We start from the raw sequence: 26,556 nt of genomic DNA on the forward strand, positions 1-26,556 counted from the left end.
GCTGTCGCAGCATCCCCCTCCGTCTGCGAAAGGCCTTCTGCATGACCACGGATTCCCCCGCCGGAATGACGCACCGTCAGGTGCTCGAAGCCCTCACCGGGCTCCTTCTCGGCATGTTCGTCTCGATGATCGCCGGCACGGTGGTCTCCACCTCGATGCCCGTCATCGTCCACGACCTCGGCGGCGACCAGGCCGCCTACACCTGGGTGATCACCTCCACGCTGCTCACCACGGCGATCTCGACCCCGATCTGGGGCAAGCTCGCCGACCTCTTCAACCGCAAGCTGCTGATCCAGATCGCGATCGTGATCTTCGTGCTCGCGACCGCCGCCGCCGGTTTCGCGCAGGACACCGGCATGCTCATCGCCTTCCGCGCCGTGCAGGGACTCGGCGCCGGCGGCCTCGCCGCCCTCAGCCAGGTCATCATGGCCGACATCATCAGCCCGCGCGAACGCGGCCGCTACATGGGCCTGTTCGGCGCGGTCATGGCCGTCGCCACCGTCGGCGGACCGCTGCTCGGCGGCTGGATCACCGACAGCATCAACTGGCGCTGGAACTTCTTCGTCGCCCTGCCCTTCGCCGTCGCGGCCCTGATCATCCTGCAGAAGACACTCCACATCAAGGCCGAGCGCACCCGCAAGGTCTCGGTCGACTACGTCGGCATCGTGCTGCTCTCCGCCGCCGTCTCGCTCCTGCTGATCTGGATCACCAACGCCGGCACGAACTTCGACTGGTGGGGCATCGAGACGATCCTCATGATCGGCGGGGTCCTCCTCGCGACGATCCTGTTCATCATCGTCGAGCTCAAGGTGCGCGAGCCCCTCATCCCGCTGACCCTGTTCCGCGGACGCACCTTCACGCTCTCCGTGCTCGCCTCGATCTCCATCGGCGTCGCGATGTTCGGCACCTCCGTCTACCTCGCGCAGTACATGCAGCTCTCGCGCGGAGCCTCGCCCACCGAGGCCGGTCTCATGACGCTGCCGATGATGGCGGGACTCCTCATCTCGTCGATGGTCGTCGGTCAGCTCGTGACCCGCTACGGAAAGTGGAAGGGCTACCTGATCCTCGGCTCCGTGCTGCTGATCGCCGGCTCCTCCCTGCTCTCGACGTTGCACTACGACACGAACTTCGCGCTCGTCTCCGTCTACATGTTCCTCACCGGCGCCGGTGTCGGCATGACGATGCAGAACCTCGTGCTCATCGTGCAGAACGTCGCCAAGCCCACCGAGATCGGCGTCGCCTCCTCCGGCGTCACCTTCTTCCGCAGCCTCGGCGGCACCATCGGCGTCTCGGTCATGGGCGCCTTCCTCGCGAACAAGATCACCGATCTGTTCACGAACGGCAAGGAAGACCTGATGGCCGCGATCGCCCAGACCGGCGACAAGGCGCAGGAGGTCGCCGCCGCGCTCAGCAGCGGCACGGTTCCCGAGGTGCGCCTGCTCCCCGAGCCCGTGCGCTCCCTGGTCGAGGACTTCTACGCCCAGGCGATCTCGCACGCATTCCTCATCGGCATCCCTCTGGCCGTGCTGAGCCTGATCGCGATCCTGTTCCTCCCGAACAGGCCGCTGACCCGCATGACGACCAGCGAGCGCGCCAAGGCGGAGGCCGGCTCCGACGACGAGCACCGTGTCGTGGAGGAGGCCGCCGACGTCGCGATCGCCGACGCCGAGGCTCTCGCGGGCGCTCCGACCGGTACAGTGCAGGTTGTGTCCCACCGCACCGGCGAAGCAGCATCCGATGGCAGAGTCTGAGTCCTCTGAGGCGCGGGCCGTCGCGGTCCGCGCCCTCGAGGCGGAGTTCAGCGAGCTCATCACGAACTTCCGTCGGGTGCTCCTGGAGAACGCGAACCGGGTCAGTCCGGGCATGCTCCCCGGCGCGTACAAGACGCTGACCACGATCGCCCGGTGCGAGCAGGTCACGGTGTCGACGCTCGCGGAGCGGATGCTGTCGGACAAGGGCCAGGTGAGCCGCACGGTGCGCGAGCTGGAGGGCCTCGGACTCGTCGAGCGCTCCGCCGACCCGAGCGACGGCCGCTCCTTCCTGCTGCGGCTCACCCCGCACGGGGAGGAACGTCTCGCCCAGGCCCGGCTGCCGCAGGAGGGCCTGCTCATGACGACGCTCACCGACTGGAGCGTCACGGACATCGACAACCTCACGCACCTGCTGCACGCTCTGGTCTCGGGCGCGACGCCGAACCGCTAGCCGAGCACCCGACCGGCCTCGGCGGCGATCTCGGCCGCGATCGTGTCGAGCAGCGTGCTGCGCAGGTTCCACTGCTGCCAGTACAGCCGCACGCGCAGCGTCGGGCCTCCGAGCGGGACCAGCCCGTGCGCGCCCTGCAGCAGCGGGAGCATCCCCCAGCCGAGGCCGAGCTCCACCGCGAGGGCGTAGTCGTGCGAGGCGGGCACGTAGTGCCGCGGCACCGACGGATGCGAGACCTTCATCGCTTTGAGCCACTCGTGCTGCAGGGTGTCCCTGCGGTCGAAGTCCACGAACGGCGCCGCGCTCAGCGCCTCCCGGGTGACTCCCTCGGGGAACCAGCGGGCGGCGAAAGAGGGTTCGGCCATCGCCCGGTACTCGAGCACGCCGAGCGGCGACACCGAGCATCCGGCGACGGGTGCCTCCTCGCTCGTGACCGCAGCCATGACGGCGCCCGACTCCAGCAGGCGAGCGGTGAAGTTCTGATCGTCGCGATGCAGGTCGAAGTCGATCGCGTGCTCCGCCGACAGCCGGGCGAGCGGCGGCAGGAACCAGGTCGCCATCGAGTCGGCGTTCACGGCCAGCGGGATGCTGATGCGCGCGCCCTCCTCGTCGAGGCCGAGTCCCGAGAGCGCGTCGTGCTCCAGCAGGGCGACCTGGCGGGCGAGGCGCACGACCGCCTCGCCGGCCTCGGTGAGCTGCACGGGCTTCGTGCGCACCACGAGCACCCGCCCGAGCTGCTGCTCCAGCGTCTTCAGCCGCTGGCTCACGGCGGAGGGCGTGATCCGCAGTCGTCGGGATGCCGCATCGAGCGTGCCCTCGTCGGCCACCGCCGCGACGGTGGCCGCCAGTTCGGGATCGATTCGCATAGTAAGTGATGCTAATGGTTCACAAGGAATCTTCGCTGGTGCTTTTGCTTGCGCGTTCGTAGCGTGGAACCATGCTCACCGTGCTCGCCGGTCTCGGACTCGGCCTCTCCCTCATCGTCGCCATCGGCGCCCAGAACGTGTTCGTGCTGCGTCAGGGCATCCGCCGAGAGCACGTGCTGGCGGTCGTCATCATCTGCGCCGCCTCCGACGCCGCCCTCATCGCCGCCGGCGTCGCGGGTCTCGGCTTCGTGATCTCCGCGGCGCCGTGGCTCGTCGTCGTCGCACGGTGGGCCGGAGCCGTGTTCCTGCTGGCCTACGGCCTGCTCGCGGCCCGTCGAGCCTGGCGCGGCGGCGAGCACCTCACGGTGGACGAGCCGGGCGCCGCGGCATCCGGCTCCAGCCCCACCACACTCACCCGGACCCGGCTCGCACCCGTGGTGCTCACCACTCTGGCCCTCACCTGGCTGAACCCCCACGTCTACCTCGACACGGTGCTGATGCTCGGCTCGATCGCCGCCACGCACGGCGAGCAGCGGTGGCTGTTCGCGGCGGGAGCCATCGCCGCCAGCATCCTGTGGTTCACCGCTCTCGGCTTCGGCGCGCGCTATCTCGGACGCTGGCTGCGCACGGCGCGGTCCTGGCGCATCCTCGACGGCGTGATCGCGGTCGTGATGATCGCACTGGCCGTCTCGCTCGTGCTGCCCGTCCTGGGCGGCTGACGCGCAGAGGGGCGGCGCGGTCAGGCGCCATCGAGGGGGCGAAGGATGCGCGTCAGGAACCGCTGCGTGCGCTCCTCGCGGGGAGCCCCGAACACCTCGGCCGGTGGCCCCTCTTCCACGACGACGCCGCCGTCCATGAACAGCACGTGATCTGCGGCCTCGCGGGCGAAGCTCAGCTCGTGCGTGACGACGACCATGCTCCATCCCTCGTCGGCGAGCTCCTTGATGACCAGGAGGACCTCGCCGACCAGCTCCGGGTCGAGCGCGCTGGTCGGCTCGTCGAACAGCAGGAGATCGGGCTTGAGGGCGAGAGCGCGCACGATGCCGACGCGCTGCTGCTGCCCGCCGGAGAGCTGATGCGGGCGGGCGTCCGCCTTGTCTTCGAGACCCACGCGAGCGAGCAGGACCCTGGCCTCGGCGATCGCCTCCGCCTTCGGGCGCCCCTGCACCCGCCACGGCCCCTCGATCACGTTCTCGAGCACCGTGAGGTGCGGGAAGAGGTTGTGGTGCTGGAACACCATCGCCGAGCGGTCCCGCAGCGCGACCCTCAGCTTCTGCGGAACCTTCGAGGAGAAGTCGACCTCGGGCCCGCCGTCGACGAGGATCGTGCCCCCGTCTGGGGTCTCGAGTCCGTTCAGTGAGCGCAGCACGGTCGTCTTGCCCGATCCGCTCGGACCGATCAGCACGACGACCTCGCCGCGGTGCAGCGTGAGGTCGATGCCCCGGAGCACCTCGTTGTCGCCGAACCGCTTGTACAGCTGCGATGCGGCGAGAAGGGGCGTGGATCCGCTAGTGCGCGACACGACTGTCGAGCCTCCTCTCGAGGGCGCCCTGCCCGAAGGACAGGACGAGGCAGAACACCCAGTAGACGAGCGCGGCGGCGAGGTAGAGCGCCATGAACTCGTAGGTCGTCGAGGCGATCTGCTGCGCGACCTTGAACAGCTCGGTCACGAGGATGAGAGACGCCAGCGACGTGTCCTTCACCAGCGAGATGAAGGTGTTGGACAGCGGGGGCACCGACACGCGCGCAGCCTGCGGGAGGATGATGCGGGTGAGCGCTCGCGAGCGGTTCATGCCGACCGTGTACGCGGCCTCCCACTGTCCCTTCGGCACCGACAGGATCGCGGCCCGCACGATCTCCGCTCCGTAGCCGCCGACGTTCAGCGACAGGGCGATGATCGCGCTGGGCCACGGGTCGATCGTGATCCCGATCGACGGCATCCCGTAGAAGATGACGAACAGCTGCACGAGCAGCGGCGTCCCGCGGATGACCGAGATGTAGAACCGCGCGGCGTTCGACAGGACCGGATTGACCGAGATCCGCATCAGCGCGATCCCGACCGCGATCAGCAGTCCGATCGCGAACGAGATCAGCGCGAGGGGCACCGTCACCGTGAGCCCGGCGAGGGCGATCGGCCCCAGCGAACCCAGGAAGAGCTGCCAGACGCTGTCGGGAGAGTCCATCGGCTACTCGGTGACGTCTTCGCCGAAGTACTTCTTGCTGATCTCCGCCAGCGTGCCGTCGGCGCGGAGCTCGTCGAGAGCCTTATCGACGGCGGCGACGAGGGTCTTCTTGTCCTTGGTGAACGCGAAGGCCTGCTTGCCGGCCTCATCGGTCTCCGCGGCGATCTTCAGCCCGGTGGGGCCGTCGGTGGTCTCGTAGTCGAGGAACGTGAGCTTGTCGTTGATGGTCGCGTCCACGCGGCCCTGGCGGAGCAGCGCGACGGCCTGCGCCCAGCCCTCGACGCCCTCGACCTTCGCCCCCGACTCTGTGGCGAGGTCGTTCCAGTTGCTGGTCAGCGACTGGGCCGTCGTCTTGCCCTTGAGGTCGGCGAAGGAGCTGATCGAGTCGTCATCCTCCTTGACCACGATCACCCCGGGCGACACCGTGTACGGGGTGCTGAAGAGGTACTGCTTCTCGCGCTCGTCGTTGATGGTGACCTGGTTGGCGATCACGTCGAAGCGACCGGCATCCAGCCCCGCGAAGATCGCATCCCACTGCGTCTCCTGGAACTCGACCTTGAGACCGAGCTTGTCGCCGACGGCCTGGATGATCTCCACGTCGTAGCCGGTCAGGTCGCCCGTGCCGCCGTCGGCGTGGAAGCTGAACGGGCGGTAGGTGCCCTCGGTGGCCACCGTGAGGGTGCCGTCCTTCACGAGTCCGAAGTCGGCGCCCTCCGCGCTCGACGAGCTGCTCGACGCCGGTGCGGTGGAGCCGCTGCAGGCGGTGAGCGCGGATGCTGCGAGGACGAGTGCCGTGACGGCGATGAGGCGACGGGACATGTGCTTACCCTCCTGGGTGCGTGAGCGCGGATGCTGTGCGCGCGTTTTCGAGCGAATCTCACCCTATGCACGAGTCCGCGATATGTCGCATCTCGTGACGTTCCGTGTCGGGGTGCCAGCCTACTCCAGGACGCAGAAGAGCCCCCGCCGTGACGGCGGGGGCTCTTCGAGAGCGAATCAGGCTCAGATGGCGTTGACGTCCAGCGGGATGCCGGGGCCGAACGTGGTCGACACCGCACCCTTCTGGATGTAGCGGCCCTTGGAGCTGGACGGCTTGAGGCGGACGATCTCCTCGAGCGCTGCGCCGATGTTCTCGTTCAGCTGCTCAGCGGTGAAGGACGCCTTGCCGACGACGAAGTGCACGTTGGCGTGCTTGTCGACGCGGAACTCGATCTTTCCGCCCTTGATCTCCTCGACGGCCTTGGCCGTGTTCGGGGTCACGGTGCCGGTCTTCGGGTTCGGCATGAGTCCACGCGGACCCAGGACCTTTCCGAGACGACCGACCTGGCCCATGAGCTCCGGGGTGGAGACGGCCGCGTCGAACGCGGTCCAGCCGCCGGCGACCTTCTCGATGAGCTCGGCGCCGCCGACCTCGTCTGCACCAGCGGCGATCGCAGCCTCGGCAGCGGGGCCGGTGGCGAACACGATGACGCGGGCGGTCTTGCCGGTGCCGTGGGGCAGGATGACGGTGCCGCGCACCATCTGGTCTGCCTTGCGGGGGTCGACCGAGAGCTTCAGCGCGACCTCGACGGTCGAGTCGAACTTCGACGAGCCGGTCTCCTTCGCCAGGGCGACAGCCTCAGCGGGAGTGTAGAAACGGTCTGCCTCGATCTTCTCGGCGGCAGCCTTGTAAGCCTTGGACTTGGTAGCCATGATTATTCTCCTCAGCCCTCGACCGTGATGCCCATGGAACGGGCGGTGCCGGCGATGATCTTCGAGGCGGCCTCGATGTCGTTCGCGTTCAGGTCGGCCTGCTTGGTCTCGGCGATCTGACGGACCTGGTCCTTGGTGATCTTCGCGACCTTGACGGTGTGCGGGGTGGCAGAGCCCTTCTGGACGCCTGCGGCCTTCTTGATGAGCTCCGCAGCCGGCGGGGTCTTCAGGATGAAGGTGAAGCTGCGGTCCTCGTAGACGGTGATCTCCACGGGGATGACGTTGCCGCGCTGCGACTCGGTCGCGGCGTTGTACGCCTTGCAGAACTCCATGATGTTGACGCCATGCTGACCGAGCGCGGGGCCGATCGGCGGCGCCGGGTTGGCTGCACCGGCGTTGATCTGAAGCTTGATCAGGCCGGTCACCTTCTTCTTCGGTGCCATTCTCTTTCCTTTCGTCGAATCGGATGCCGAGGCATCCGCTTCTCCCACGGATCCGGCCTCTCCGGATCGTGGTCGTCTGCGCGCACGCCGAAGCGGCACACAAACCACATGAGTCTACCCGATGCGCACGCCCATCGCGACTCGGCTGCTCCGCCCTCCCCTCGGCCGCGCGCGAACGTGCGGAGAGGATGCCGGCACACGCACGAACGGCCGCCCCGGAAGGGACGGCCGTTCGCGGCGAAGCGTATGTCAGATCATCTTGGTGACCTGGTCGAACGACAGCTCGACCGGGGTCTCGCGCTCGAAGAGGGAGACGAGCACCGTGAGCTTGCCGCTCTCGGGCTTGATCTCGCTGATCGAACCGGGAAGACCCGCGAACGAGCCCTCCTTGATCGTGATGGTCTCGCCGACCTCGAAGTCGACCTCGGCCTGCACGGGGCGCGCGACGGCGAGGCCGCCCTTGGCCGCGATGTTCTTGGCGGTCGGGACGTCCTTGACCTCGACGAGCGCCTTCAGCATGTTGAAGGCCTCCTCGAAGCGCAGCGGGGTCGGGTTGTGCGCGTTGCCGACGAAGCCGGTGACACCGGGCGTGTGGCGGACGACCGACCAGGTGTCTTCGTTGAGCTCCATGCGCACCAGCACGTAGCCGGGGATGCGCACGCGGTTGACCATCTTGCGCTGGCCGTTCTTGATCTCGACGACGTCCTCCATCGGGACCTCGATCTGGTAGATCTCGTCCTCGACCTCGAGCGTCGACTTGCGCTGCTCGATGTTCGCCTTGACCTTGCGCTCGAAGCCGGCGTAGGAGTGGATGACGTACCACTTGCCGGGGAGCATGCGGAGGTCCATGCGGAAGGCCTCGTACGGGTCCTCCTCGGCGTCCTCGTCGGATGCCTCATCCTCGTCGTCGGCGCCGAGGTCGGGGCCGTCGTAGGGAGCGATCTCCTCGGCCGCAGCGGCCTCGAGGTCGGCGGCCTCCTCGGCCACGGAATCGTTGAGGACCTCAGCGGCAGCCTCAGACTCAGCCGCTTCGTCCAGGTTGAGAGCGTCGTTCACGATCGCGTCCGCCTCCGGGTCGTCGATGTCGATGTCGATATCGTCTGCAGCGCTGTCGTCGCTCTCGTCCTCATCTTCGATGTGGATGGCGACGTGCTCGGCCGAGGTGACCGAGAACTCCTCCGCTGCGAGGACGTTGCCCTCCTGGGCTTCGTCCTCCTCGCTGGACTGCTCTGCAGCGGTCGCCCAGTCGGCGTCGTCGGAATAGCGTTCAGACACGTTGTTTCTTCTCCAAGTGTGCGGCCGAAGCCGCGGGGCATCAGGTGCCGGGAACCCCGAACACCACGTGCGTCAGCCACGCGAACAAGGTGTCCAGTCCGTAGACGATGCCCATGACGATGAGAACGAAGACGAGCACCACCGCGGTGAACTTGATCAGCTCCTTGCGGGTCGGAGTGACGACCTTGCGGAGCTCAGCGATGACCTGGCGGAGGAACAGGGCGATGCCGCCGAAGAACCTGGCGAAGAAGCCGCGCTTCTTCTCACGGGTGGCACCGGCCGCGACGACTTCGCCGCGCGGTTCGTCCTGATCCATCCTGAATGTACCTTTCGTGTGTCAGCGTTGCGCTGACGCGCAGGGCGGACAGGAATCGAACCTGCAACCTGCGGTTTTGGAGACCGCTGCTCTGCCAATTGAGCTACCGCCCTAGAGACCGGTTGGTCTCGGGGTCGTCATCCGCCGCCCTCCTCCGCGCACTGATCGGTGGATCGGGGCACAGCGAAAGATTGCAGACAACAACTGCTCCACCAGCATACGGCATCCGCGCGGCGCTCTCGAACCGCTGCTCCGAATGCCGTTGTTGTTAGGCTCGGCAGGCGGGTGTATGCGGAGGGAGCCCACGTGAGCGCAGAGGTGCAGCAGTTCCAGGTCGATCTGCGCGGCGTCGTCGACCTGCTCAGCAGGCACATCTACTCCAGCCCCCGCGTCTATCTGCGAGAGCTGCTCCAGAACGCACGCGACGCGATCACGGCCCGCAGGGACGTCGACGGGGCGGGCGGACGCATCACGATCTCCCCCCTGACGGATGCCACGGGCGAGTTCGTCCTGCGCGACGACGGGGTGGGTCTGACCGCATCCGAGGTCGCCGATCTGCTCGCCACCGTGGGGCGCTCCTCCAAGCGCGACATCTTCGACATGCCCCGCAGCGACTACCTCGGCCAGTTCGGCATCGGCCTGCTGAGCTGCTTCATGGTGGCCGACACGATCGTGATCCGCTCCCGCAGCGCGCGCGGCGGTGCCTCCGTCGAGTGGACCGGCAGCGCAGACGGCACCTTCCAGGTCGTCGAGATCGATGAGGAGCTGCCGATCGGAACCAGCGTGCACCTCGTGCCCCGCTTCGACGCCGACGAGCTGCTCCGTCCCGCCGCCGTGCGCGAGCTCGCGACGACCTTCGGCGAGTTCCTCCCTGTGCGGGTCACGGTCGACACCCCGTCCGGAGAGATCGACATCACCCGCCCTGCACCCTTCCTCGCCGGAACCCCCGAAGACGCGGTGCAGTACGGTCGCGACCTGCTCGGCGCCGGCCCCCTCGACGTCATCGAGCTCGCGGAGCCCGCGACCGGCACCCGCGGCCTCGCCTACGTCCTCCCCTTCGCCCCGCCGCCGGGCGCCAGGCAGGCGACGCGCATGTACCTGGGGCGCATGCTCCTCTCCGAGCGCGTCGACGACGTGCTGCCGGACTGGGCGTTCTTCGTGCGCGCGGTGGTGGATTCCACCGGCCTCGCCCCCACCGCGAGTCGTGAGTCGCTCGTGGAGGACGCGGCCCTCGAGCGCGTCCGCGAGCAGCTCGGCGCCGGCATCCGCCGCTGGGTGCTCGAGCTCGGCCTCAGCGAGCCCCACCGTCTCGCGCAGTTCGTCGCGATCCACGAGGTCGGGCTGAAGTCCCTCGTGCGGCACGACGCGGAGCTCGCGAAGTTCATCACCCGCTGGCTCACGCTGGAGACCACGCACGGCACCATGCGCATCGGCGATCTCGCCGAGAGGTATCCGCACGTGCGCTTCGCCGCCACGGTCGACGAGTTCCGCCAGGTCGCGGGCATCTCGCCGAGCTCCGAGATCCTGGTCAACGGCGGCTACCTCTTCGACGCCGACCTCGTCCGCCTGCTCCCGGAGCTCTATCCGGGGGTCACGATCGAGCAGGTGGACGTGACGGGCGAGCTCGACAGGCTCGACCCTCCCCCGCTCGACGACCGTGAGGCCGCGGTGGCGCTGGAGTCCCGCGCCGGCTCCGTGCTCGCGGCATCCGGTTGCGCCGTCGTCGTCCGCTCGATCGATCGCACCGACCTCACCGGACTGTACGTCGCCGACCCCGAGGTGCTGCGCGCCATCGATCGCAAGCGCACCAAGGGCATCACCGGGTCGCTGTGGGGCGGAGTGCTCGACCGCATCGACTCGACCGTCTCCTCCACCCGCGACGACGATCTCAGCGCACGTCTGTGCCTGAACTGGTCGAATCGCGTCGTGCGGGCGCTCGTGCGCGTGCAGGACGACGCGGTCTTCGCCCGCACGGTGCAGCTGCTCTACATCCAGGCGCTGCTCGCCGGCCACCATCCGCTGTCCGACGCGGACCGTGCACTGATGACCAGCGCACTCGCCGATCTCGTCTCGCTCTCGGCGGGCATCGAGGGCGATGCGATCCCCTTCGAGGGCTACTGAGCCCCTCCGCACCGCGCACACATCGAGAGAACCTCCGAAAGGCACCCTCATGGCACGTCCCAAGAAGCGCTTCCAGCAGCTGCTCGAGGAGATCGACCGCACCCCCTGGGGTCCGGCCGAGCAGGCCCTCGTCTCGGATGCCGTCGCGCTCGCGCTCGAGATCGGCGACGAGCGGCTCGAGTACGAGGCGCGGATGCGGCAGACCGCGTCCGCGAACATGAACGGCGCCACCGACGTGATGCTGAACTCGTTCGCCTGGTGCCTCGCGCACCACGACGCCGACCCGCAGCGCTTCCCCGCCGACCTCGACTACGGCGGCGCCGACCTCATGTGGCAGTTCAAGTGGATGGCCTCGGCGCTGCGCTCCTCCCCCGCGTTCTCGGTGGAGCAGATCTCCGCGGTGCTCGACGACATGGAGGCGCACTACCGCACGGCCGGCCTCGGCCTCAGCGGGGTGCTCACCGCGCGCTTCGAGGACGCGTGGGATGCCGGCCGCATCGACGACGCCGAGACGCTGAGGGTGCAGCTGGAGGCCACCCCGCGCGACGAGCACAGCCACTGCGACGCGTGCGGACGCAGCCAGTTCGCCGGGTTCTTCGCCGACACCGACCGCGACGACGAGGCCATCCGGCTCGTCGAGGAGATGATCGAGGGCGGATTCTCCTGCGGCGAGGAGCCCGAGCACGCTCTGTCGCGCGCACTGCTGCCGTATCTCCGCGCCGGACGACCCGATGACGCGAAGACCGCCCACCTGCGCAGCTACCGCCTCGCCAAGGACAACCCCGACAACCTCCGCATCGTCGCGAACAACATCGTCTTCGCCGCGATCACCGGCAACGAGGCCCGTGCGCTCACCATGGTCGAGCGGCACATCGCGTGGCTCGCCCACGACGGCCTCAACGTCGATGCGCACTTCGCCGCGCTGGCCGCGTTCGCCCTCGCCCTCGACCGCGTCACCGCGGCCGGCCACGGACAGACCCCCGTGCGGGGAGCGGATTCCGCCGCCCTGGTGCCGCTGTTCGGCGAGCACGAGGGCGTCTGGAACGCCGCCGAGCTCGCCGCCGCATCCTGGACCGCCGCCGAGCGCATCGGAAGCGCCTTCGACGAGCGCGACGGCACCGACGGCCACGCCCGCAGCCTCGCGCGCATGCGAGCCCTCGGTTCCGTGCAGTACGACGTGCCGATCCGCTCCGACGCCTTCGTGGAGACGGCGCCCGCCTCGACCCCGCTCGACGCCGACGGCTGGTTCGAGCGCGCCATGAACCTCGGACAGTACGGGGCGGAGAAGGAAACACTCGACGCACTCGGCCGCGCGCTGGAGAGCGAAGATCCCGCCAAACGCGCCCAGCTGCTCTCGATGCGCATCGGCATCCTCGTCGCCCTCGATCACGCCGACAAGGCCGCAGAGGTGCTCCCCGCCCGGCTGGAGGCGCTGCGTGCGGCGGGCCTGAGCGCGCAGGCCGACCTGGAGGAGCGCCTCGGCCTCGCCACCTTCGGCCTGAACACCCCGGAGAGCGCGGAGGGCCTGGAGCGCGAGCTCGGAGCCGATGACGACCTCCCCGCCTGGTCTCGCGGAGACCTCGCGCTCAGCCGCGCATCTCTGCACCTCATGGCCGACGAGACGGATGCCGCGCTCGACCTCGCCGAGCGCGCCGCGCGGCACTTCGCCACGGCCGACGACGCGCGCCTGTCGAACACGACCACGCTGGTCGCGCTGTCCGCCGTGCTGGGCAAGGGCGACCTGGAGGCCGCGTCCGTGCTGCTCGAGCGGTTCCTCGCGCAGGACGACCTCAGCATCGGCCACCGCGCTCGCGCCCTGCAGACGCGGGCGAGGCTGCGCGGAGGCAACGAGGAGTACGCGCTGGGTGCGGCGGACGCCGACGAGGCCTGCCGACTGCTCGCCGGACTCGGCGCGACGTCGGCCCTCGGTTCGGCGCACCTGCTCGCGGGAGCGCTCTGGGAGGACGCAGGGGACCCCGAGAAGGCGCTGGCCCGCTACCGCGTGACCTCGCGGATCGCCGAGCAGGAGGACGGCGACCGCGCGGGGGCGGACTTCCGCCTCGCGCGCGCCATGCTCGCGGTCGGCGACGCGGAGGAGGCCGCCGAGCTCTTCGGCACGGTGCTCGAGCGCGAGGAGCAGGGTGAGGTCCCTGCAGGTTCGCGCGCGATGACCGCCTCCATGCTCGCGCGGGCGCTTTCTGCCGCGGGTGAGTTCGGGCAGTCCGTCGGCGCGTACGGATACGCCGCCGAGCTCTACGGCGAGGCCGAGCAGCACGCAGACCAGGCGCTGTCGCTGCTGGAGCGGGCGAAGATCCTGGCCCGGTTCGACGAGCACGACGATGCGATCGAGCTGCTCGAATCGGCATCCGAGATCGTCCGGAAGGACCCCGAGGCCATCGGCACGCTCGCCGACGTGCTCCACAACCTCGGCCAGGCCTACGGCGGACGTCAGGACGAGCGCGCCTTCGCCCTGTTCGACGAGGTGGCGGCGCTCGCCCAGGAGCACGACGCCGGATGGCTGCTCGCCGACGTGACCGACTCGCGCGGCCGGGCTCTCGGCAGCCTTGGGCGCATCGACGAGGCCGTCGCTGCGGCGCTGACGGCATCCGATGGCTTCGCAGGGCTCGGAGACGTCGGGTCCGCGGGCGGTTCCGAACTGTTCGCCGCCCGGCTGCTCGCCGGCAACGAGCGCGGCGCCGATGCCGTGCCGCTGTACCGGGCCGCGCTCGATCACGGTGCGGAGTTCCCGCAGCTGCGCGAGGTCGCGGCTCTGGAGCTGGGCACGCTGCTGGAGTCCCTGGGTCGCACGTCCGAGGCCGCCGAGGTCCGCGCTCTCCTCGACTGACGCACACGCCCCGGCTCGGTACGGGCGCGCATGCCACGGCGTGCACCCTCGTCGCGTCGCGCGCTCTCGCCCATAGTCGAGAGGTCAGACTCAGCGGGGTTCGGCCCCTCTGATCAGACAATTCACGACCCTTCAGCGCCCACGTGCGGCGGAGAGGAGCACCCGCCGCACCCGTGCGACGATCGCCGTCGTGTCGTCGAAGTCGCGCCTCGTCACGGTCACCACTCGATAGCCCAGCGATTCCAGCTCCGCGCGGCGTATCTGATCTCGGCTCCACTGATCGGGGTCGCGATGGTAGTCGCCGTCGTACTCGACGACCACCTTCTCGTCGCGATAGAGCATGTCGACGCGAGCGACGAAACGGTCGCCGTCGAAGACGTCGACGTTACACTCCGGCGCGGGAAGACCGGCCTCAACGAGGACCACCCGCACCATCGACTCCCGAGGGGACTCCGATCCGCCGTCGCACAGTTCCAGCGCCCGCCTTCGGCGCTGCGAGCCGCGTCCTCCGACGAATCGCGCATCCGCGGCCCGGAGGTCGTCGAGCGAGGCACGCGGATGCCGTCGGCTGAGCACGGCATCCGTGATCGCGACGAACCGGCCGAGCGGCTGCTCGTGCGAGAGGTCCACCCAGAGTCGGGGCACCGCGAGCAGCGCGATCCCGCCGGACTCGGCGACATCGTCGTCGGACACCAGCAGCCGGCTCCCCTGCACCTCAGGGCGGCGGATCCGCGTCTGCGACACTGGCACGCCGACGCGAGGTCTGCTCCAGGCTGCAACCTCATCTGCGTTCGACAGCGGTAGATGCCAGAGCGCCGCCGCCGTCACTCCGCAGGCGAACGCATGCGGAGGCAGTACGTCCATGAGCAACCGGAGCCGCGTCAGCTCATCGAGAGGCCGTCGCGCCCGCGCACCGTGGAAGGGCCGCGAGAGGTCTTTCGCGCGCAGACGTCCGACACTGATCCCGCGAGCGCGGGCAGCGGGCACGGTGAACGCGACGGGGGTACCGGGCGGGAGCGGGGAAGGGCGCATGCTCAGAGCCTGTCGCGTCTCCTATGGCCCTGCGGGTTCTCCACAGCATCCGTCGCGTTCCGCACTCTTTCGCTTTCTGTGGACGAGAAGCGAGAGGCCACGAACTGCGGGGTGCGGGCACGCGAAGACCGCACTTTGCGGCTTCTCACCATCCGCGACCCCGGGCGCGCTCTTTCTGCCACGCTGGCGGGAGCGCGAAAGGTCAAGAACTGCGGGATCGACAGGCACGGATGCCGCAATTTGCGGCCCCTCAGAGAAGAAGAGCCCCCTCAGAGAGGACGCGGGGTGCGCGGGGACACGCAAAGACAAAAGGACTCAGGGGCAAAGAGACGCAGAGACGCAGAGACGCAGAAAGGGGGTGGATGCCGGCATCCACCCCCTTCTCGCACCGGTCAGGCGACGCGGATGAGCTTCTTGTTGACGAACTCGTCCGCGGCGAGGTGGCCCAGCTCGCGGGCGGTGCCGCTGCGCTTGACTCCGCCGAAGGGCAGCTCTGGACTGTCGGCGAGGACGAGGTTGACGTAGACCATGCCCGCCTCGATCTTGTCGGCCACGCGCTCCGCCTGCTCGGCATCCGTCGTGAAGACGTACGAGCCGAGGCCGAACGTGGTGTCGTTCGCGAGCGCCACGGCGGCGTCCTCGTCCGCGACGCGGTAGACGACGGCCGCCGGACCGAAGAGCTCCTCGCGGTAGACGTCCATCTCGGGCGTGACATCGGCCAGCACGGTCGGCGCGAAGAACGCCCCTTCGCGGGTTCCTCCGGTGAGCAGGGTCGCGCCCTGCTCCACGGCCTGGTCGACCTGCTTCTGCAGGTTCTCGGCCGCGACCTCGGAGGCGACGGGGCCGAGCACCGTGTCGTCGAGCGTCGGATCGGTCGCCTCGACCGCGGCCATCGCCGCCGTGAACTTCTCCACGAAGGCGTCGTACAGGCCGTCGACGATGATGAAGCGCTTGGCGCCGTTGCAGGCCTGACCGTTGTTGTCCAGACGCGCGGCGACGCCGGCCTCGACGGTCGCGTCGAGGTCGTCCGTCGACAGCACGATGAACGGGTCGGACCCGCCGAGCTCCAGCGCCACCTTCTTCAGGTTGCGTCCGGCGATCTCTGCGACCGCCGCGCCGGCGCGCTCCGACCCCGTCAGCGACACGCCCTGCACGCGCGGGTCGGCGATCATCGTCGCGATCTGCTCGTTCGTGGCGAGCACGCTCTGGTACGCGCCCTTCGGGAAGCCCGCGTCGTGGTAGATCGCCTCGAGAGCGGCCGAGGACTCCGGGCACTGCGGCGCCGGCTTCAGCAGGATCGTGTTGCCCACGATCAGGTTCGGTGCCGCGAAGCGCACGATCTGGTACGCCGGGAAGTTCCACGGCATGATCCCGATGAGCGGACCGAGGGAGGAACGGCGGATGAGCGCCGACCCGTCGCCGAGGATCGCGATCGGCTGGTCGGCCATGATCGCCTCGGCCTGGTCGGCGTAGTACTCGGCGATGTCGGCGGCGAAGTCGACCTCTCCGAGCGCGGCCTCGCGGGGCTTGCCCATCTCGCGCACGAAGATGTCGGCCAGCTCCTCCCGACGCTCGCGGTGCAGCTCGGCGGCGCGACGGAGCAGAGCAGCACGCTCCGCGACCGTGGTGCCGCGCGACCACTCCCGGTGCGCGCTGTCGGCGGCGGCGAGCGCCTCCTCGACCTGTGCGTCCGTCAGCGTCGGGAACGACGCCAGCGTCTCTCCGGTGGCGGGGTTGATGACTGCGTAGTCGACCATTTCTCTCCTCGTCTGAGCCGTCCGGTCAGGAGACCGGGATCAGCGTGTACTTGGTGGACAGGTACTCGTGGATGCCCTCGAGACCGCCCTCGCGGCCGACGCCGGACTGCTTGACGCCGCCGAAGGGTGCGGCCGCGTTGGAGACCACGCCGACGTTCAGGCCCATCATGCCCGTCTCCAGGTCGGCGATCATCCGCTGACCGCGCTGCAGGTTCTCGGTGAACACGTACGACACCAGGCCGTACTCGGTGTCGTTGGCGAGGCGGACCGCCTCCTCCTCGGTCTCGAAGGTCGCGATCGCGAGGACCGGGCCGAAGATCTCCTCACGGAGGATCGCGCTGCCGGCGACGACGTCGGTGAGCACGGTGGGCTCGTAGAAGCTGCCGGCGCCGTCGAGCGCCTTGCCACCGGCGAGCAGCGTCGCGCCGCGGTCGACGGCGTCGCCCACGAGCTCGGCGGCCTTGGCGACGGCATCCGCATCGATGAGCGGGCCGATCGCGACGCCCTCCTCAGTGCCCCGGCCGATCTTCATCGCATTGACGCGCTCGGTGACCCGGCGGCCGAACTCGGCGGCGACGTCCTTGTGCACGATGAAGCGGTTGGCCGCCGTGCACGCCTGACCGATGTTGCGGAACTTCGCCGCGAGGGCGCCCTCGACGGCCTTGTCCAGATCCGCGTCGTCGAAGACGACGAACGGGGCGTTGCCGCCGAGCTCCATCGAGACGCGCAGCACACCCTCGGCGGCCTGGGCGATGAGCTTGCGACCCACCTCGGTCGATCCGGTGAACGACAGCTTCCGCAGACGCGGGTCGGCGATGATCGGTGCCGACAGCGCGCTCGAGCGCGAGGTCTGCACGACGTTCACGACACCGGCCGGGAGACCGGCCTTCTCGAGCAGCGAGGTGAAGAACATCGTGGTGAGCGGCGTGAGTGCCGGGGGCTTGATGACGACCGTGCAGCCGGCGGCGAGAGCGGGCGCGATCTTGCGCGTCGCCATCGCGAACGGGAAGTTCCACGGCGTCACGAAGAACGAGGGCCCGACCGGGCGCTGCGAGACGACCATGTTCCCGGTGCCCTCCGGGTTGATGCCGTAACGACCGCTGATACGCACGGCCTCCTCGCTGAACCAGCGCAGGAACTCGCCGCCGTAGGCGACCTCTCCCCTGGCCTCGGCGAGCGGCTTGCCCATCTCGAGCGTCATCAGCAGCGCCAGGTCCTCCTTGTGCTCCTGCACGAGGTCGAACGCGCGGCGCAGGATGTCGCTGCGGGTGCGGGGCGCGGTCGCCGCCCACGACTCCTGAGCCGCCACGGCGGCATCGAGCGCGCGGATGCCGTCGCCGGGCGTCGCGTCGGCGATGGTGCGGATGACCGCTCCGGTGGCCGGATCCTGCACGTCGAAGGTGCCTCCGGTCTCGCCGTCGATCCACTGACCGCCGATGAAGAGGCCGGTGGGGATGCTGTCGAGCAGCGCCTGCTCTGTCTGAGTGCTCATGGGTTCTCTTTCTGTGGGGTGCGGGCAGAGGGGTGTCAGCGGCGACGGGCGCTCGGCGGGGCGTCCACGCTCAGCGTCTTGCCGCGGAAGAAGTCGGGATTGACGATCCGCTGGACGAGCATCAGCACGGCGCCGAAGACGAGCAGGCCGACGCCGATGAAGAACACGATGCCGATGCCGCCCTCGCCGTTCGCATCGGCGCCGATGGCGATCGATCCGAAGTCGGGCGCGAGGCTGTCGATCGCGGTGACCACGAAGAGCACCAGCAGGATGACTCCGCCGACGAGGGGGCTCGCGAGCTTGAAGAAGAAGTCCTTGCCCGAGTCGAACCACTGGTGACGGAAGTACCACACGCACGACAGCGCGGTGATGCCGTAGTAGAAGCAGATCATCATGCCCAGCGCGAGGATCGTGTCCCACAGCGCATCCTCGCTGAGGAAGCGCATCACGGCGTAGAACCCGCCCGCGACGATGGCGGACGCGATCGTCGCGAATCCCGGCGTGAAGAACCGCGGGTTGACCCCGGCGAATCGCTGGGGCACGGCCCCGTAGTGACCCATCGCCAGCAGGGTCCTGGCCGGCGAGATGAACGTCGACTGCAGCGACGACGCCGAGGAGGTGAGCACGGCCAGCGAGAGCAGGAACGCGAGGCCGCCCATCACCGGACCAGACAGCGCGAAGAACACGTTGCCGCCGATCTCCTCGTTCATGAGCCCGAGGCCCTTGTCGCCGATGCCGGAGTACATCAGGCTGCTGACCGTGAGCAGCAGGTAGATCGCGATGATCGAGAGCACCGTGAGCATGGCCGCGCGTCCGGGCGTGCGCTCGGGATCCTTGGCCTCCTCGTTCATCGTGAGGGTGACGTCCCACCCCCAGAACATGAAGACGGATGCGGAGAGCCCCATCACGATCACCGACAGGCCGCCCTGGATCGCGAAGGGGTTGAACCAGGAGAGCTCGGGCATGTGCGGCTCGAAGGCACCGCCCTGGACGGTCTGGACGATCGCCATCACGGCGAACACCACGAGGATCACGATCTGGAACGCCACGAGGCCGTACTGCAGCTTCTGCGAGGTCGAGACGTCCCGGTACGACACCCAGGCGGCGAGAGCGACGAAGATGAGGCACACGGCCACGTTCACGAACGGGTTGCGGGTGATCTCGGCGATGGCCTCGTTGCCCGAGATCTGCGAGATCAGCAGGAAGAGGAAGTCGACGGCGATGCCGGCGAGATTGGACAGCACCAGGATCGTCGCGACGATCAGACCCCACCCGGCCATCCAGCCGACGTACGGGCCGAAGGCCCTGGTCGCCCAGGTGAAGCTCGTGCCGGAGTCGGGCATGGCGTTGTTGAGCTCTCGGTACCCGAAGGCGACGAGCAGCATCGGGATGAATCCGAGCAGCAGGATCGCCGGAACCTGGAATCCGACGGCGCCCACTGCGCCGCCGATGCCGGCCGTGTAGGTGTACGCCGGGGCGATGCACGAGATGCCCATCACCAGGGCGCCCATCACGCCCACGGTTCCGACGCTCAGTCCCTTGCGCGAGATCCCGCCGGTCACCGGATGCTCGGCGTCGGGCGCCGCCTCACCGGATGCGGAGGATCCGGTGCCGGTGGGGAGCAGAGGCTTCGTCGACTCGCTCATGGGTCACACTCCTTCCGCGCGGGTGCGCGGGACGACGATCATGGGAACGGGCAGCACGTGCAGCATCTTCGCCGCCGTGGAGCCGAGGAACAGGCGTCGCGGCTGCGCGAGCCGTGAGGATCCGACGAGGATGACCTCGCCGGGCAGCCAGGACAGGTTCGCGACCGCGTCCTCGACGCTGTCGCCGGGGGCCTCTTCGATCACGGCGCCGAGGTCGTCGGGCAGGATCTCCTTCGCGACCGCGAGCACGTCGTGCGCGTGGGCGTTGCCGACCAGGCGGATCGCGCCCGTGTCGAGCCCCGGGGGCACGTCGAAGGGCACCAGGGAGACGAGGCGGAGGTCGGTGCCGGTGTCGGCGGCGATGGACGTCGCCTCGTCGAGCAGGACCTCGGCGCCCGGCCGGGTGCCGACGGCCACCGTCACACGCGGGACGACGTGGTCGTCCTCCTGTGCGGCGCCGGCGGGGGCCAGCGCCACCGGGATGGTGGACGAGTGCAGCAGCTCGGACGCGACGCTGCCGAGACGATGACGCCCGAAGAGGCCTCCGCCCGCAGCTCCGACGACGATCAGTCGTGCGCCGAACTCCTCGCCGGCGGCGATGAGCCCCTCGGCGAACGACTCGCCGAACCGCACGTGCCCCGAGCGGGTGAGGTTCTGCGGGAGCGCCATGATGGCCTCCGACAGCCACTGCTTCGCCTGCGCGCGGATGTGGTCTTCATAGGCGCGCTCCGGCGGCACGATGGGGCTGCGCGTGCCCTCGGAGGGCAGCACGATCACCAGGTGCAGGGAGGCGCCGAGGCTGCGCGCCAGGCGCGCGCCCAGAGCCGCGGCATCCGCTCCCGCGTCCGTCGCCGTGTAGCCGACGACGATGGTTCCGGCCATCAGCCGGCGTCGCGGCTCGCGGCCACGATGTTCGACGCGGCGAGGTGGCCCATGCGGATCGCCCCGTCGACGTGCTGGTAGCCGGCGCCGGCCATGTCGCTGCACGCGAAGTGCAGAGGGCCGACGGCCGCGCGGAGGTCGGCGCCGTAGCGGTGCAGGCCGCCCATGTCGAAGCTGGCGGCGTAGGCGCCGCGGGTCCACTCCTCGGTGCCCCAGTCGCTCTCGTAGTAGACGACCGGGTTCTTGGCCTCGGGGCCGTAGTAGTGCGACAGCGACTCGAGGATGCGCTCCTTGCGCTCCTCAGCCGAGAGCGTGAAGAGGTCGTCGGCGTTCTGGTCGCTGACGAAGCCGACCAGGGTGCCGCGCTCGTCGCCGTGGTTGGTGTTGTCGTACGCCTCGTGCGACAGCTCGTAGGGGCTGAAGGCCGTGCCGCTCAGGCCCTGCTCGCGCCAGAACGGACGGTCGTAGACCGCGTGCACCTTGATGACGAAGCCCATGGAGATGTGCTGGTGCATCTGGTGCTGGCGGCGCGGAAGCGCCGGCACGAAGGAGATGCGGTTGTAGAGCACCGGCGCGAACGCGAGGATCGCATAGCGGGCCTTGACGGTGAGCTCGTCGGTGGTCGCGACGACGCCGGAGTCGCTCCACTCGAGGGTGCGCACCGGCTGGTTCAGGAAGACGTCGTCGCCGAGACGCTCTGCCAGCAGCAGCGGAACCTGCTGGAGACCGCCCACGACGCGCTTGTCGAGGATGAAGTCGGCGTCGACGAGGTTGGAGTACGAGCCGGCGGAGGACGCCATCAGCAGCGACTGCAGCAGCGAGAACGAGTGCGTCGGCTTGGTGAGCATCGCGGACCCGGTGGCGAAGGCGAGGTTGCGCACGGCTTCGTCATCGTCGGTCTGCTGGCGCAGCCACGCGTCCCACGTGACCGAGTCCCACTCCTTGGCACGGGGGTGCGCCCAGGGCTGGTCGGGGTCGATCTCGGCGACCATGGCGTCGAGACGCTCGGTGATCTCGGCGATGACCTTCTCGGTCTCGGCCGACACGGGGAACATCTCCCCCGTGAAGCGGTGCACCTGGCCGTCGGGGCCGACGTACACGCTGTCACCCTCGCGATAGCGGCTGTAGGTCTCGAGGCCCAGCTCCTCGATCGTGTCCTTCAGCGCATCCTGGTCGGGAGAGACCCACTGTCCGCCGATCTCGAGCATGGCGCCGTCGATGACGTCGGTCCAGAGACGGCCGCCGATGCGGTCGCGCGCCTCGAGCACGGCCACAGAGAGGCCGGCCTTGCGCAAGTCGTTCGCGGCGGTGGTGCCGGCGGCTCCTGCTCCGATGATCAGTACGTCACGGGTGATCTCAGCCATGGTGCAACTCCTTCGTTGGAACGGTTATGCCGGCCGCGACTCGAAATCCCCCGACACGAGTCGCGACCGGACGTCTGTTGTGCGCCTGGGCCGCGCGAGAGCGCGACCCGTTGTGCGCCTGGACCGCGCGAGAGCGCGATCCGTCTCACGCAGGGTGGGCCGCGAGCGCCGCTGCGACGACGTCGATGCCCTCGTTCAGAAGGTCATCGCCGATGGACAGCGGCGGGAGGAAGCGGATGACGTTGCCGTAGGTGCCGCAGGTCAGGACGATGACGCCCTGTGCGATGCAGGCCTTGGCGACGGCCGCGGTGAGAGCGGCATCCGGAGCCTTGGTCTCGGGGTTCACGAACTCCGCCGCGATCATCGCGCCGTGTCCGCGGATGTCGCCGACGCGGGCGTCGCCCTGCTGGATCTCCGCGAGGCGGGCCTTCAGGATGTCGCCGATCTCGCGAGCGCGCTCGATCATGCCGTCGTTCTCGAACACGTCGATCGCGGCCAGCGCCGCGGCGCACGCGATCGGGTTGCCTCCGTAGGTGCCGCCGAGGCCACCCGAGTGCGAGGCGTCCATGATCTCGGCCCGGCCGGTGACCGCGGCGAGCGGAAGTCCGCCGGCGATGCCCTTGGCCGTGGTGATGAGGTCGGGCTCGATGCCGAAGATCTCGCTGGCGAACATGGCTCCGGTGCGGGCGAAGCCGGTCTGCACCTCGTCGGCGATGAAGACGACGCCGTTGGCACGGCACCAGTCGACGATCGCGGGGAGGAACCCGTCGGCGGGGACGATGAAGCCGCCCTCGCCCTGGATCGGCTCGATGATGACGGCGGCGAGGTTCTCTGCGCCGATCTGCTTCTCGAGCTGGAGGATCGCGCGGGCCGCAGCCTCTGCGCCGCTGAGTCCGTCGCGGAAGGGGTACGACGCGGTGGCGCGGTACACCTCGGGCGCGAACGGTCCGAAGCCGCTCTTGTAGGGCATCGACTTGGCGGTCAGCGCCATGGTCAGGTTGGTGCGGCCGTGGTAGCCGTGGTCGAAGGCCACGACGGCCTGGCGGCCGGTGTGCTTGCGGGCGATCTTGATCGCGTTCTCGACGGCCTCCGCGCCCGAGTTGAACAGCGCGCTCTTCTTGGCGAAGTCACCGGGGGTGATGCGGTTGAGCGCCTCGGCGACGCCGATGTACGACTCGTAGGGCGAGACCATGAAGCAGGTGTGGGTGAACTGCGCCGCCTGGGCGGCGACGGCTGCGGCCACCTTCGGATGCGCGTTGCCCACGGTGGTCACGGCGATGCCGGAGCCGAGGTCGATGAGCGAGTTGCCGTCGGCGTCGACGACGACGCCTCCGCCTGCGGCGACGGCCGCGACCGGAACGGTGTGTCCGACGCCCGCCGCCACGGCATCCGCCTTGCGGGCGAGGATCTCGGCGGAGCGGGGGCCGGGGAGCTCGGTGACGAGGCGACGCTCCTGGGGGAGCTCGGGTCCGCCGAGGGGAACTGCTACAGCTGCGGTGTCGAGGAGTGCCATGCCGCGAGCGTATTCCGGGTCCGGATGCCGCTGCATTCGCCGAACTGTACAATCTGTGGAGAAGATTCTCCGGAGTGTACATCGAAGGAGCGCCGTGCCCACCACAACAGAGCACCCCGCGCTGCGCGCGCTGCTCGCCCGCCGTGACCTGGGGCTGGCCCTGGTGTCCGCGGAGGAAGCGTTGCCGGAGGGCGCGCTCGACCGCCCGCTGCGCTGGGTCCACAGCTCCGATCTCGCCGATCCCACGCCGTTCCTCTCCGAGGACCTGGCGCTCCTGACCACGGGGACGCAGTTCGACGACGAGGCGAGCATCGACACCTATGTGGGTCGGCTCTCCGACCGCGGCGTGCTCGGCCTCGGCTTCGGCACCGAGGTGCACAGGGCCGGCATCCCCGAGGAGCTGATCGCGGCGTGCGCCGCACGAGGGATGCCGCTGTTCGAGGTCCCGTACCGCACCCCGTTCATCGCGGTCGCGCGGGCGCACTCCGAGGCGATCGCCGCCCAGGCGTACGCGCGCCGCTCGTGGGCCCTCGACACGCAGCGGGCGCTGGCCCTGGCCGCGCTGCGCCCGCACGGACTCGACGCGACGATCGCCGAGCTCGGCCGCCGGCTCGATGCGTGGGTCGGAATGTACGACGCCGCCGGTGCGCTCACGCTGTCGCATCCACGCGAGGGCATCTCGCCCGAGGTGCTCTCCGGGCTCGGCGGGCAGGTCGTCGAGGTGCTCACGCGGGGCCTCGAGGCCGGCCAGTCGCTGAGCATCGACGGACAGACGTTCATGCTGTTCACCGTGGGGCGGGGCGGACAGCTCCGCGGGGTGATCGCCCTCGCCGTCGATGCGATCGACTCCGAGGCGCGCACCGTCGTGACGTCGGTGATCGCCATGGCCGGCCTCGCGATGGAGCAGAGCGAGCAGCTCGCCCGCAGCCGCAGACGCCTGCACACGCAGCTCCTCGGATCGCTCCTGACCGACGACCCGGCCCTCGCCAGGAGGGTGCTCGGCGGTGTCCCGCAGGCGCCGATGGTCGTCGCCGTGGCCTCCGACGCCCCCGCGGGGCCTCTCGTCGACTGGTGGGAGCGCCGCCGCGCAGACCACGGCACGGCGTCCTTCGTCGCCGAGTCCGTCGAGGGGGTCGTGATGTGCGTCTCCGCCGGAGACGAGCACCTGTTCGACGACGCGGCCTCGCGGTTCGGCATCCGCCTCGGGGTCTCCGAGCCGGAGTCGTACGATGCGTTCACCCGTGCGCACGCGCAGGCCCTGACCTCACTGCGCCAGCAGGGCGACGTCGGCGCCTTCCGCTACGCGGACACGGTGGGGTCGAGCATCCTCAGCGCCCTCGCGACCGACGAGGCGCGGCTGGTCGCCGAGTCCCGGCTCGCCCCGCTGCGCGACCACGACGCGGCGACGGGCAGCGACCTGGAGCACGCGCTGCGGACGTGGCTCGAGCACGACGCCCGCGCCGAGCCGGCGGCGCTCGCGCTGGGCGTGCACCGCCACACGCTGCGTTCGCGGATCTCGCAGGCCGGTGTCCTGCTCGGAATCGACCTGGGGTCCTTCCCCGCCCGCGCGGAGGCGTGGACGCTGCTGCAGACCGCGCGGGACTGAGGTCAGCCGCGCGCGTCGAGGGCGTCGAGCAGCGCCGCTGCCGTGCCGGTGAACTCGGGGCCGTGGCCGGGGAAGATGCGGGTCTCGGGGAGGTCCCTGAGCCTCTCCAGACTGCGGCGGGTCTCGGCGGTGTCCTCGCTGAAGGGGGCGAGTCGTGCCCCTCCCTCCCCCGTGAGCACGTGGCGGGTGGTGATGGCGTCGCCGAGGAAGAGCGCGTCGACGACCGGCACGCGGATCGCGGCCGACCCCCGCGTGTGACCGGGGGTCGCGATGAACTCTGGGCGCCCGGGGAGGTCGAGCACGTCGCCGTCGGAGACGGCGTGCAGTTCGAGCGGACGCTGCGTGCGCAGACCTCCTCGGCGCAGCGTGCTCCAGAGGAACCGCAGCACCGGACCGATGCGCCACTCCCCGGCCTTGACCTTCTTGGTCGTGCGGCCCGTCGCCAGGTCCTCGTCGAGGCCGAGGATGTGGATCGGGATGCCGTGCTCTGCGCGCAGCTGCTCGGCGATGCCGATGTGGTCGACGTCGCCGTGGGTCAGCACGATGCCGCGGATGTCGGAGAGCGAGCGCCCTGCGTCGCGGAGTGCGGCGCGGAGCATGCCGAGGTCGCCGGAGAGTCCGGCGTCGATGAGCGTCACGCCCTCGTCGGTCACGACGGCGTGGATGGCGATGATGTCGTCGCCGATGCGGAGCAGCTGTGCGGTCATGTTGGCTACGATACATAGCCTTGATGGCTACAGTCAATAGCCATATGCTGGGGGCATGCCCGCACCGCAGAGAGTGAGCACTCCCGAGCTCGTCGCCGCCATCCGATCCATCGCCGAGCGCGACGGACTGGATGCCGTCACCATGAGCACGGTCGCGGCATCCGTCGGCGTCCGCGCGCCGAGCCTGTACAAGCGCGCGGCGAACCGGCACGAGCTGCTGCGCCTCGCCGCCGATGACGCGGCGACCGAACTGGGCGAGGAGATCTCGGCCATCGCGGCGGCGTCGGACGAGCCGCGGGACGTGCTGGCCGGAGCCGCCCGCGCGCTGCGGGCACTGGCCGCGCGCTCCCCGAACATCACCACGCTGCTGTTCTGCGCCCCCGCACCGCTCGCGACCCCCTCGCCCGAGACGATCGCTCCGCTCATGACCATGCTGCTCGACACGGTGCGCCGCATCTCCCCCGACGATCCGCTGTCGTCCGCGCGCACCCTCACGGCGTGGGCCTACGGCTTCAGCACGATGGAGCAGAACGGCGGCTTCCGCCAGGGCGGCGACGTCGACACCGCATTCGAGCACGGCCTCGAGATCGTGCTGCGCGGCATCGGGGCGTGAC

At 69.5% G+C, this 26,556-nt stretch carries 23 protein-coding genes and 1 tRNA gene; 7 read left to right on the plus strand and 17 right to left on the minus strand.

Features of this window, described 5'->3' with window-relative positions; all coding sequences use genetic code 11:
• Positions 1-41: 41 nt before the first annotated feature.
• Positions 42-1,751: an MDR family MFS transporter gene (locus ACFY5A_RS00885; RefSeq protein ID WP_341941461.1), complete on the plus strand. Its 1,710-nt coding sequence runs from the start codon at positions 42-44 to the stop codon at positions 1,749-1,751.
• Positions 1,738-2,202, plus strand: a complete 465-nt coding sequence (locus ACFY5A_RS00890; protein ID WP_105673562.1) for a MarR family winged helix-turn-helix transcriptional regulator — start codon at positions 1,738-1,740, stop codon at positions 2,200-2,202. The genes ACFY5A_RS00885 and ACFY5A_RS00890 overlap by 14 nt, the downstream gene beginning before the upstream one ends.
• Here ACFY5A_RS00890 and ACFY5A_RS00895 read toward each other — a convergent pair.
• Positions 2,199-3,068, minus strand: coding sequence for a LysR family transcriptional regulator ArgP (locus tag ACFY5A_RS00895; protein WP_387231252.1), 870 nt, complete (start codon positions 3,066-3,068; stop codon positions 2,199-2,201). The two genes, ACFY5A_RS00890 and ACFY5A_RS00895, sit on opposite strands and share 4 nt — an antisense overlap.
• Before the next feature lie 71 nt (positions 3,069-3,139).
• Here ACFY5A_RS00895 and ACFY5A_RS00900 point away from each other — a divergent pair, with 71 nt between their 5' ends.
• A complete protein-coding gene (locus ACFY5A_RS00900) occupies positions 3,140-3,787 on the plus strand; it encodes a LysE/ArgO family amino acid transporter (protein WP_341941459.1) in 648 nt (215 codons plus the stop codon).
• Positions 3,788-3,807: 20 nt separating this feature from the next.
• Here ACFY5A_RS00900 and ACFY5A_RS00905 read toward each other — a convergent pair whose 3' ends face one another.
• The 8 genes from ACFY5A_RS00905 to ACFY5A_RS00940 form a co-directional block, all read right to left on the minus strand.
• Positions 3,808-4,590, minus strand: coding sequence for an amino acid ABC transporter ATP-binding protein (locus ACFY5A_RS00905; protein WP_387231255.1), 783 nt, complete (start codon positions 4,588-4,590; stop codon positions 3,808-3,810).
• Entirely contained in the window at positions 4,577-5,251 is a 675-nt protein-coding gene (locus ACFY5A_RS00910) for an amino acid ABC transporter permease (protein WP_181155856.1), read from the minus strand. The genes ACFY5A_RS00905 and ACFY5A_RS00910 overlap by 14 nt, the downstream gene beginning before the upstream one ends.
• 3 nt (positions 5,252-5,254) lie before the next feature.
• Positions 5,255-6,070: an amino acid ABC transporter substrate-binding protein gene (locus tag ACFY5A_RS00915; RefSeq protein ID WP_223586006.1), complete on the minus strand. Its 816-nt coding sequence runs from the start codon at positions 6,068-6,070 to the stop codon at positions 5,255-5,257.
• A gap of 183 nt (positions 6,071-6,253) precedes the next feature.
• Positions 6,254-6,943 (minus strand): 50S ribosomal protein L1, encoded by a 690-nt coding sequence (rplA, locus tag ACFY5A_RS00920; RefSeq protein ID WP_105673570.1) that lies wholly within the window; start codon positions 6,941-6,943, stop codon positions 6,254-6,256.
• Between the two features lie 11 nt (positions 6,944-6,954).
• Entirely contained in the window at positions 6,955-7,386 is a 432-nt protein-coding gene (gene rplK / locus ACFY5A_RS00925; RefSeq protein ID WP_105673572.1) for a 50S ribosomal protein L11, read from the minus strand.
• Positions 7,387-7,635: 249 nt separating this feature from the next.
• Positions 7,636-8,661, minus strand: a complete 1,026-nt coding sequence (gene nusG / locus ACFY5A_RS00930; protein ID WP_341941458.1) for a transcription termination/antitermination protein NusG — start codon at positions 8,659-8,661, stop codon at positions 7,636-7,638.
• A 40-nt stretch (positions 8,662-8,701) separates the two neighbouring features.
• Positions 8,702-8,977: a preprotein translocase subunit SecE gene (secE, locus tag ACFY5A_RS00935; RefSeq protein WP_105673576.1), complete on the minus strand. Its 276-nt coding sequence runs from the start codon at positions 8,975-8,977 to the stop codon at positions 8,702-8,704.
• A 40-nt stretch (positions 8,978-9,017) separates the two neighbouring features.
• Positions 9,018-9,090, minus strand: a tRNA-Trp gene (locus ACFY5A_RS00940).
• 193 nt (positions 9,091-9,283) lie between these two features.
• Here ACFY5A_RS00940 and ACFY5A_RS00945 point away from each other — a divergent pair.
• Positions 9,284-11,098, plus strand: a complete 1,815-nt coding sequence (locus ACFY5A_RS00945; protein ID WP_387231257.1) for an HSP90 family protein — start codon at positions 9,284-9,286, stop codon at positions 11,096-11,098.
• A 49-nt stretch (positions 11,099-11,147) separates the two neighbouring features.
• A complete protein-coding gene (locus tag ACFY5A_RS00950) occupies positions 11,148-13,943 on the plus strand; it encodes a hypothetical protein (RefSeq protein WP_387231259.1) in 2,796 nt (931 codons plus the stop codon).
• Positions 13,944-14,075: 132 nt separating this feature from the next.
• Here ACFY5A_RS00950 and ACFY5A_RS00955 read toward each other — a convergent pair whose 3' ends face one another.
• From ACFY5A_RS00955 to gabT, 7 genes are all read right to left on the minus strand, one after another.
• Positions 14,076-14,687 (minus strand): endonuclease domain-containing protein, encoded by a 612-nt coding sequence (locus ACFY5A_RS00955; RefSeq protein WP_387231261.1) that lies wholly within the window; start codon positions 14,685-14,687, stop codon positions 14,076-14,078.
• Positions 14,688-15,367: 680 nt separating this feature from the next.
• Positions 15,368-16,732 (minus strand): NAD-dependent succinate-semialdehyde dehydrogenase, encoded by a 1,365-nt coding sequence (locus tag ACFY5A_RS00960; RefSeq protein ID WP_387231263.1) that lies wholly within the window; start codon positions 16,730-16,732, stop codon positions 15,368-15,370.
• Positions 16,733-16,757: 25 nt separating this feature from the next.
• Positions 16,758-18,224, minus strand: a complete 1,467-nt coding sequence (locus ACFY5A_RS00965) for an NAD-dependent succinate-semialdehyde dehydrogenase (RefSeq protein WP_341941453.1) — start codon at positions 18,222-18,224, stop codon at positions 16,758-16,760.
• Between the two features lie 35 nt (positions 18,225-18,259).
• A complete protein-coding gene (locus ACFY5A_RS00970) occupies positions 18,260-19,870 on the minus strand; it encodes an APC family permease (RefSeq protein ID WP_387231266.1) in 1,611 nt (536 codons plus the stop codon).
• Positions 19,871-19,873: 3 nt separating this feature from the next.
• Positions 19,874-20,752: a universal stress protein gene (locus ACFY5A_RS00975; RefSeq protein ID WP_105673589.1), complete on the minus strand. Its 879-nt coding sequence runs from the start codon at positions 20,750-20,752 to the stop codon at positions 19,874-19,876.
• Positions 20,752-22,116 carry an NAD(P)/FAD-dependent oxidoreductase gene (locus ACFY5A_RS00980; RefSeq protein ID WP_105673591.1) on the minus strand — a complete coding sequence of 455 codons (1,365 nt, stop codon included), beginning with the start codon at positions 22,114-22,116 and terminating at the stop codon, positions 20,752-20,754. Before ACFY5A_RS00980 ends, ACFY5A_RS00975 begins: the two co-directional genes overlap by 1 nt.
• A 145-nt stretch (positions 22,117-22,261) precedes the next feature.
• Positions 22,262-23,629 (minus strand): 4-aminobutyrate--2-oxoglutarate transaminase, encoded by a 1,368-nt coding sequence (gabT, locus tag ACFY5A_RS00985; protein WP_105673593.1) that lies wholly within the window; start codon positions 23,627-23,629, stop codon positions 22,262-22,264.
• Between the two features lie 94 nt (positions 23,630-23,723).
• On the opposite strand from gabT, the gene ACFY5A_RS00990 reads away from it, so the two are divergent.
• The gene (locus ACFY5A_RS00990; protein ID WP_341941451.1) at positions 23,724-25,235 is read left to right on the plus strand and encodes a PucR family transcriptional regulator ligand-binding domain-containing protein; all 1,512 of its coding nucleotides are present in this window, start codon (positions 23,724-23,726) and stop codon (positions 25,233-25,235) included.
• A 2-nt stretch (positions 25,236-25,237) separates the two neighbouring features.
• Here ACFY5A_RS00990 and ACFY5A_RS00995 read toward each other — a convergent pair whose 3' ends face one another.
• A complete protein-coding gene (locus ACFY5A_RS00995) occupies positions 25,238-25,942 on the minus strand; it encodes an MBL fold metallo-hydrolase (RefSeq protein ID WP_387231268.1) in 705 nt (234 codons plus the stop codon).
• 55 nt (positions 25,943-25,997) lie between these two features.
• On the opposite strand from ACFY5A_RS00995, the gene ACFY5A_RS01000 reads away from it, so the two are divergent.
• The gene (locus tag ACFY5A_RS01000; protein ID WP_105673599.1) at positions 25,998-26,555 is read left to right on the plus strand and encodes a TetR/AcrR family transcriptional regulator; all 558 of its coding nucleotides are present in this window, start codon (positions 25,998-26,000) and stop codon (positions 26,553-26,555) included.
• The last annotated feature ends 1 nt before the right edge of the window (position 26,556 follow it).

Source organism: Microbacterium sp. NPDC012755 (assembly GCF_042901325.1).
GTDB lineage: Bacteria > Actinomycetota > Actinomycetes > Actinomycetales > Microbacteriaceae > Microbacterium > Microbacterium natoriense.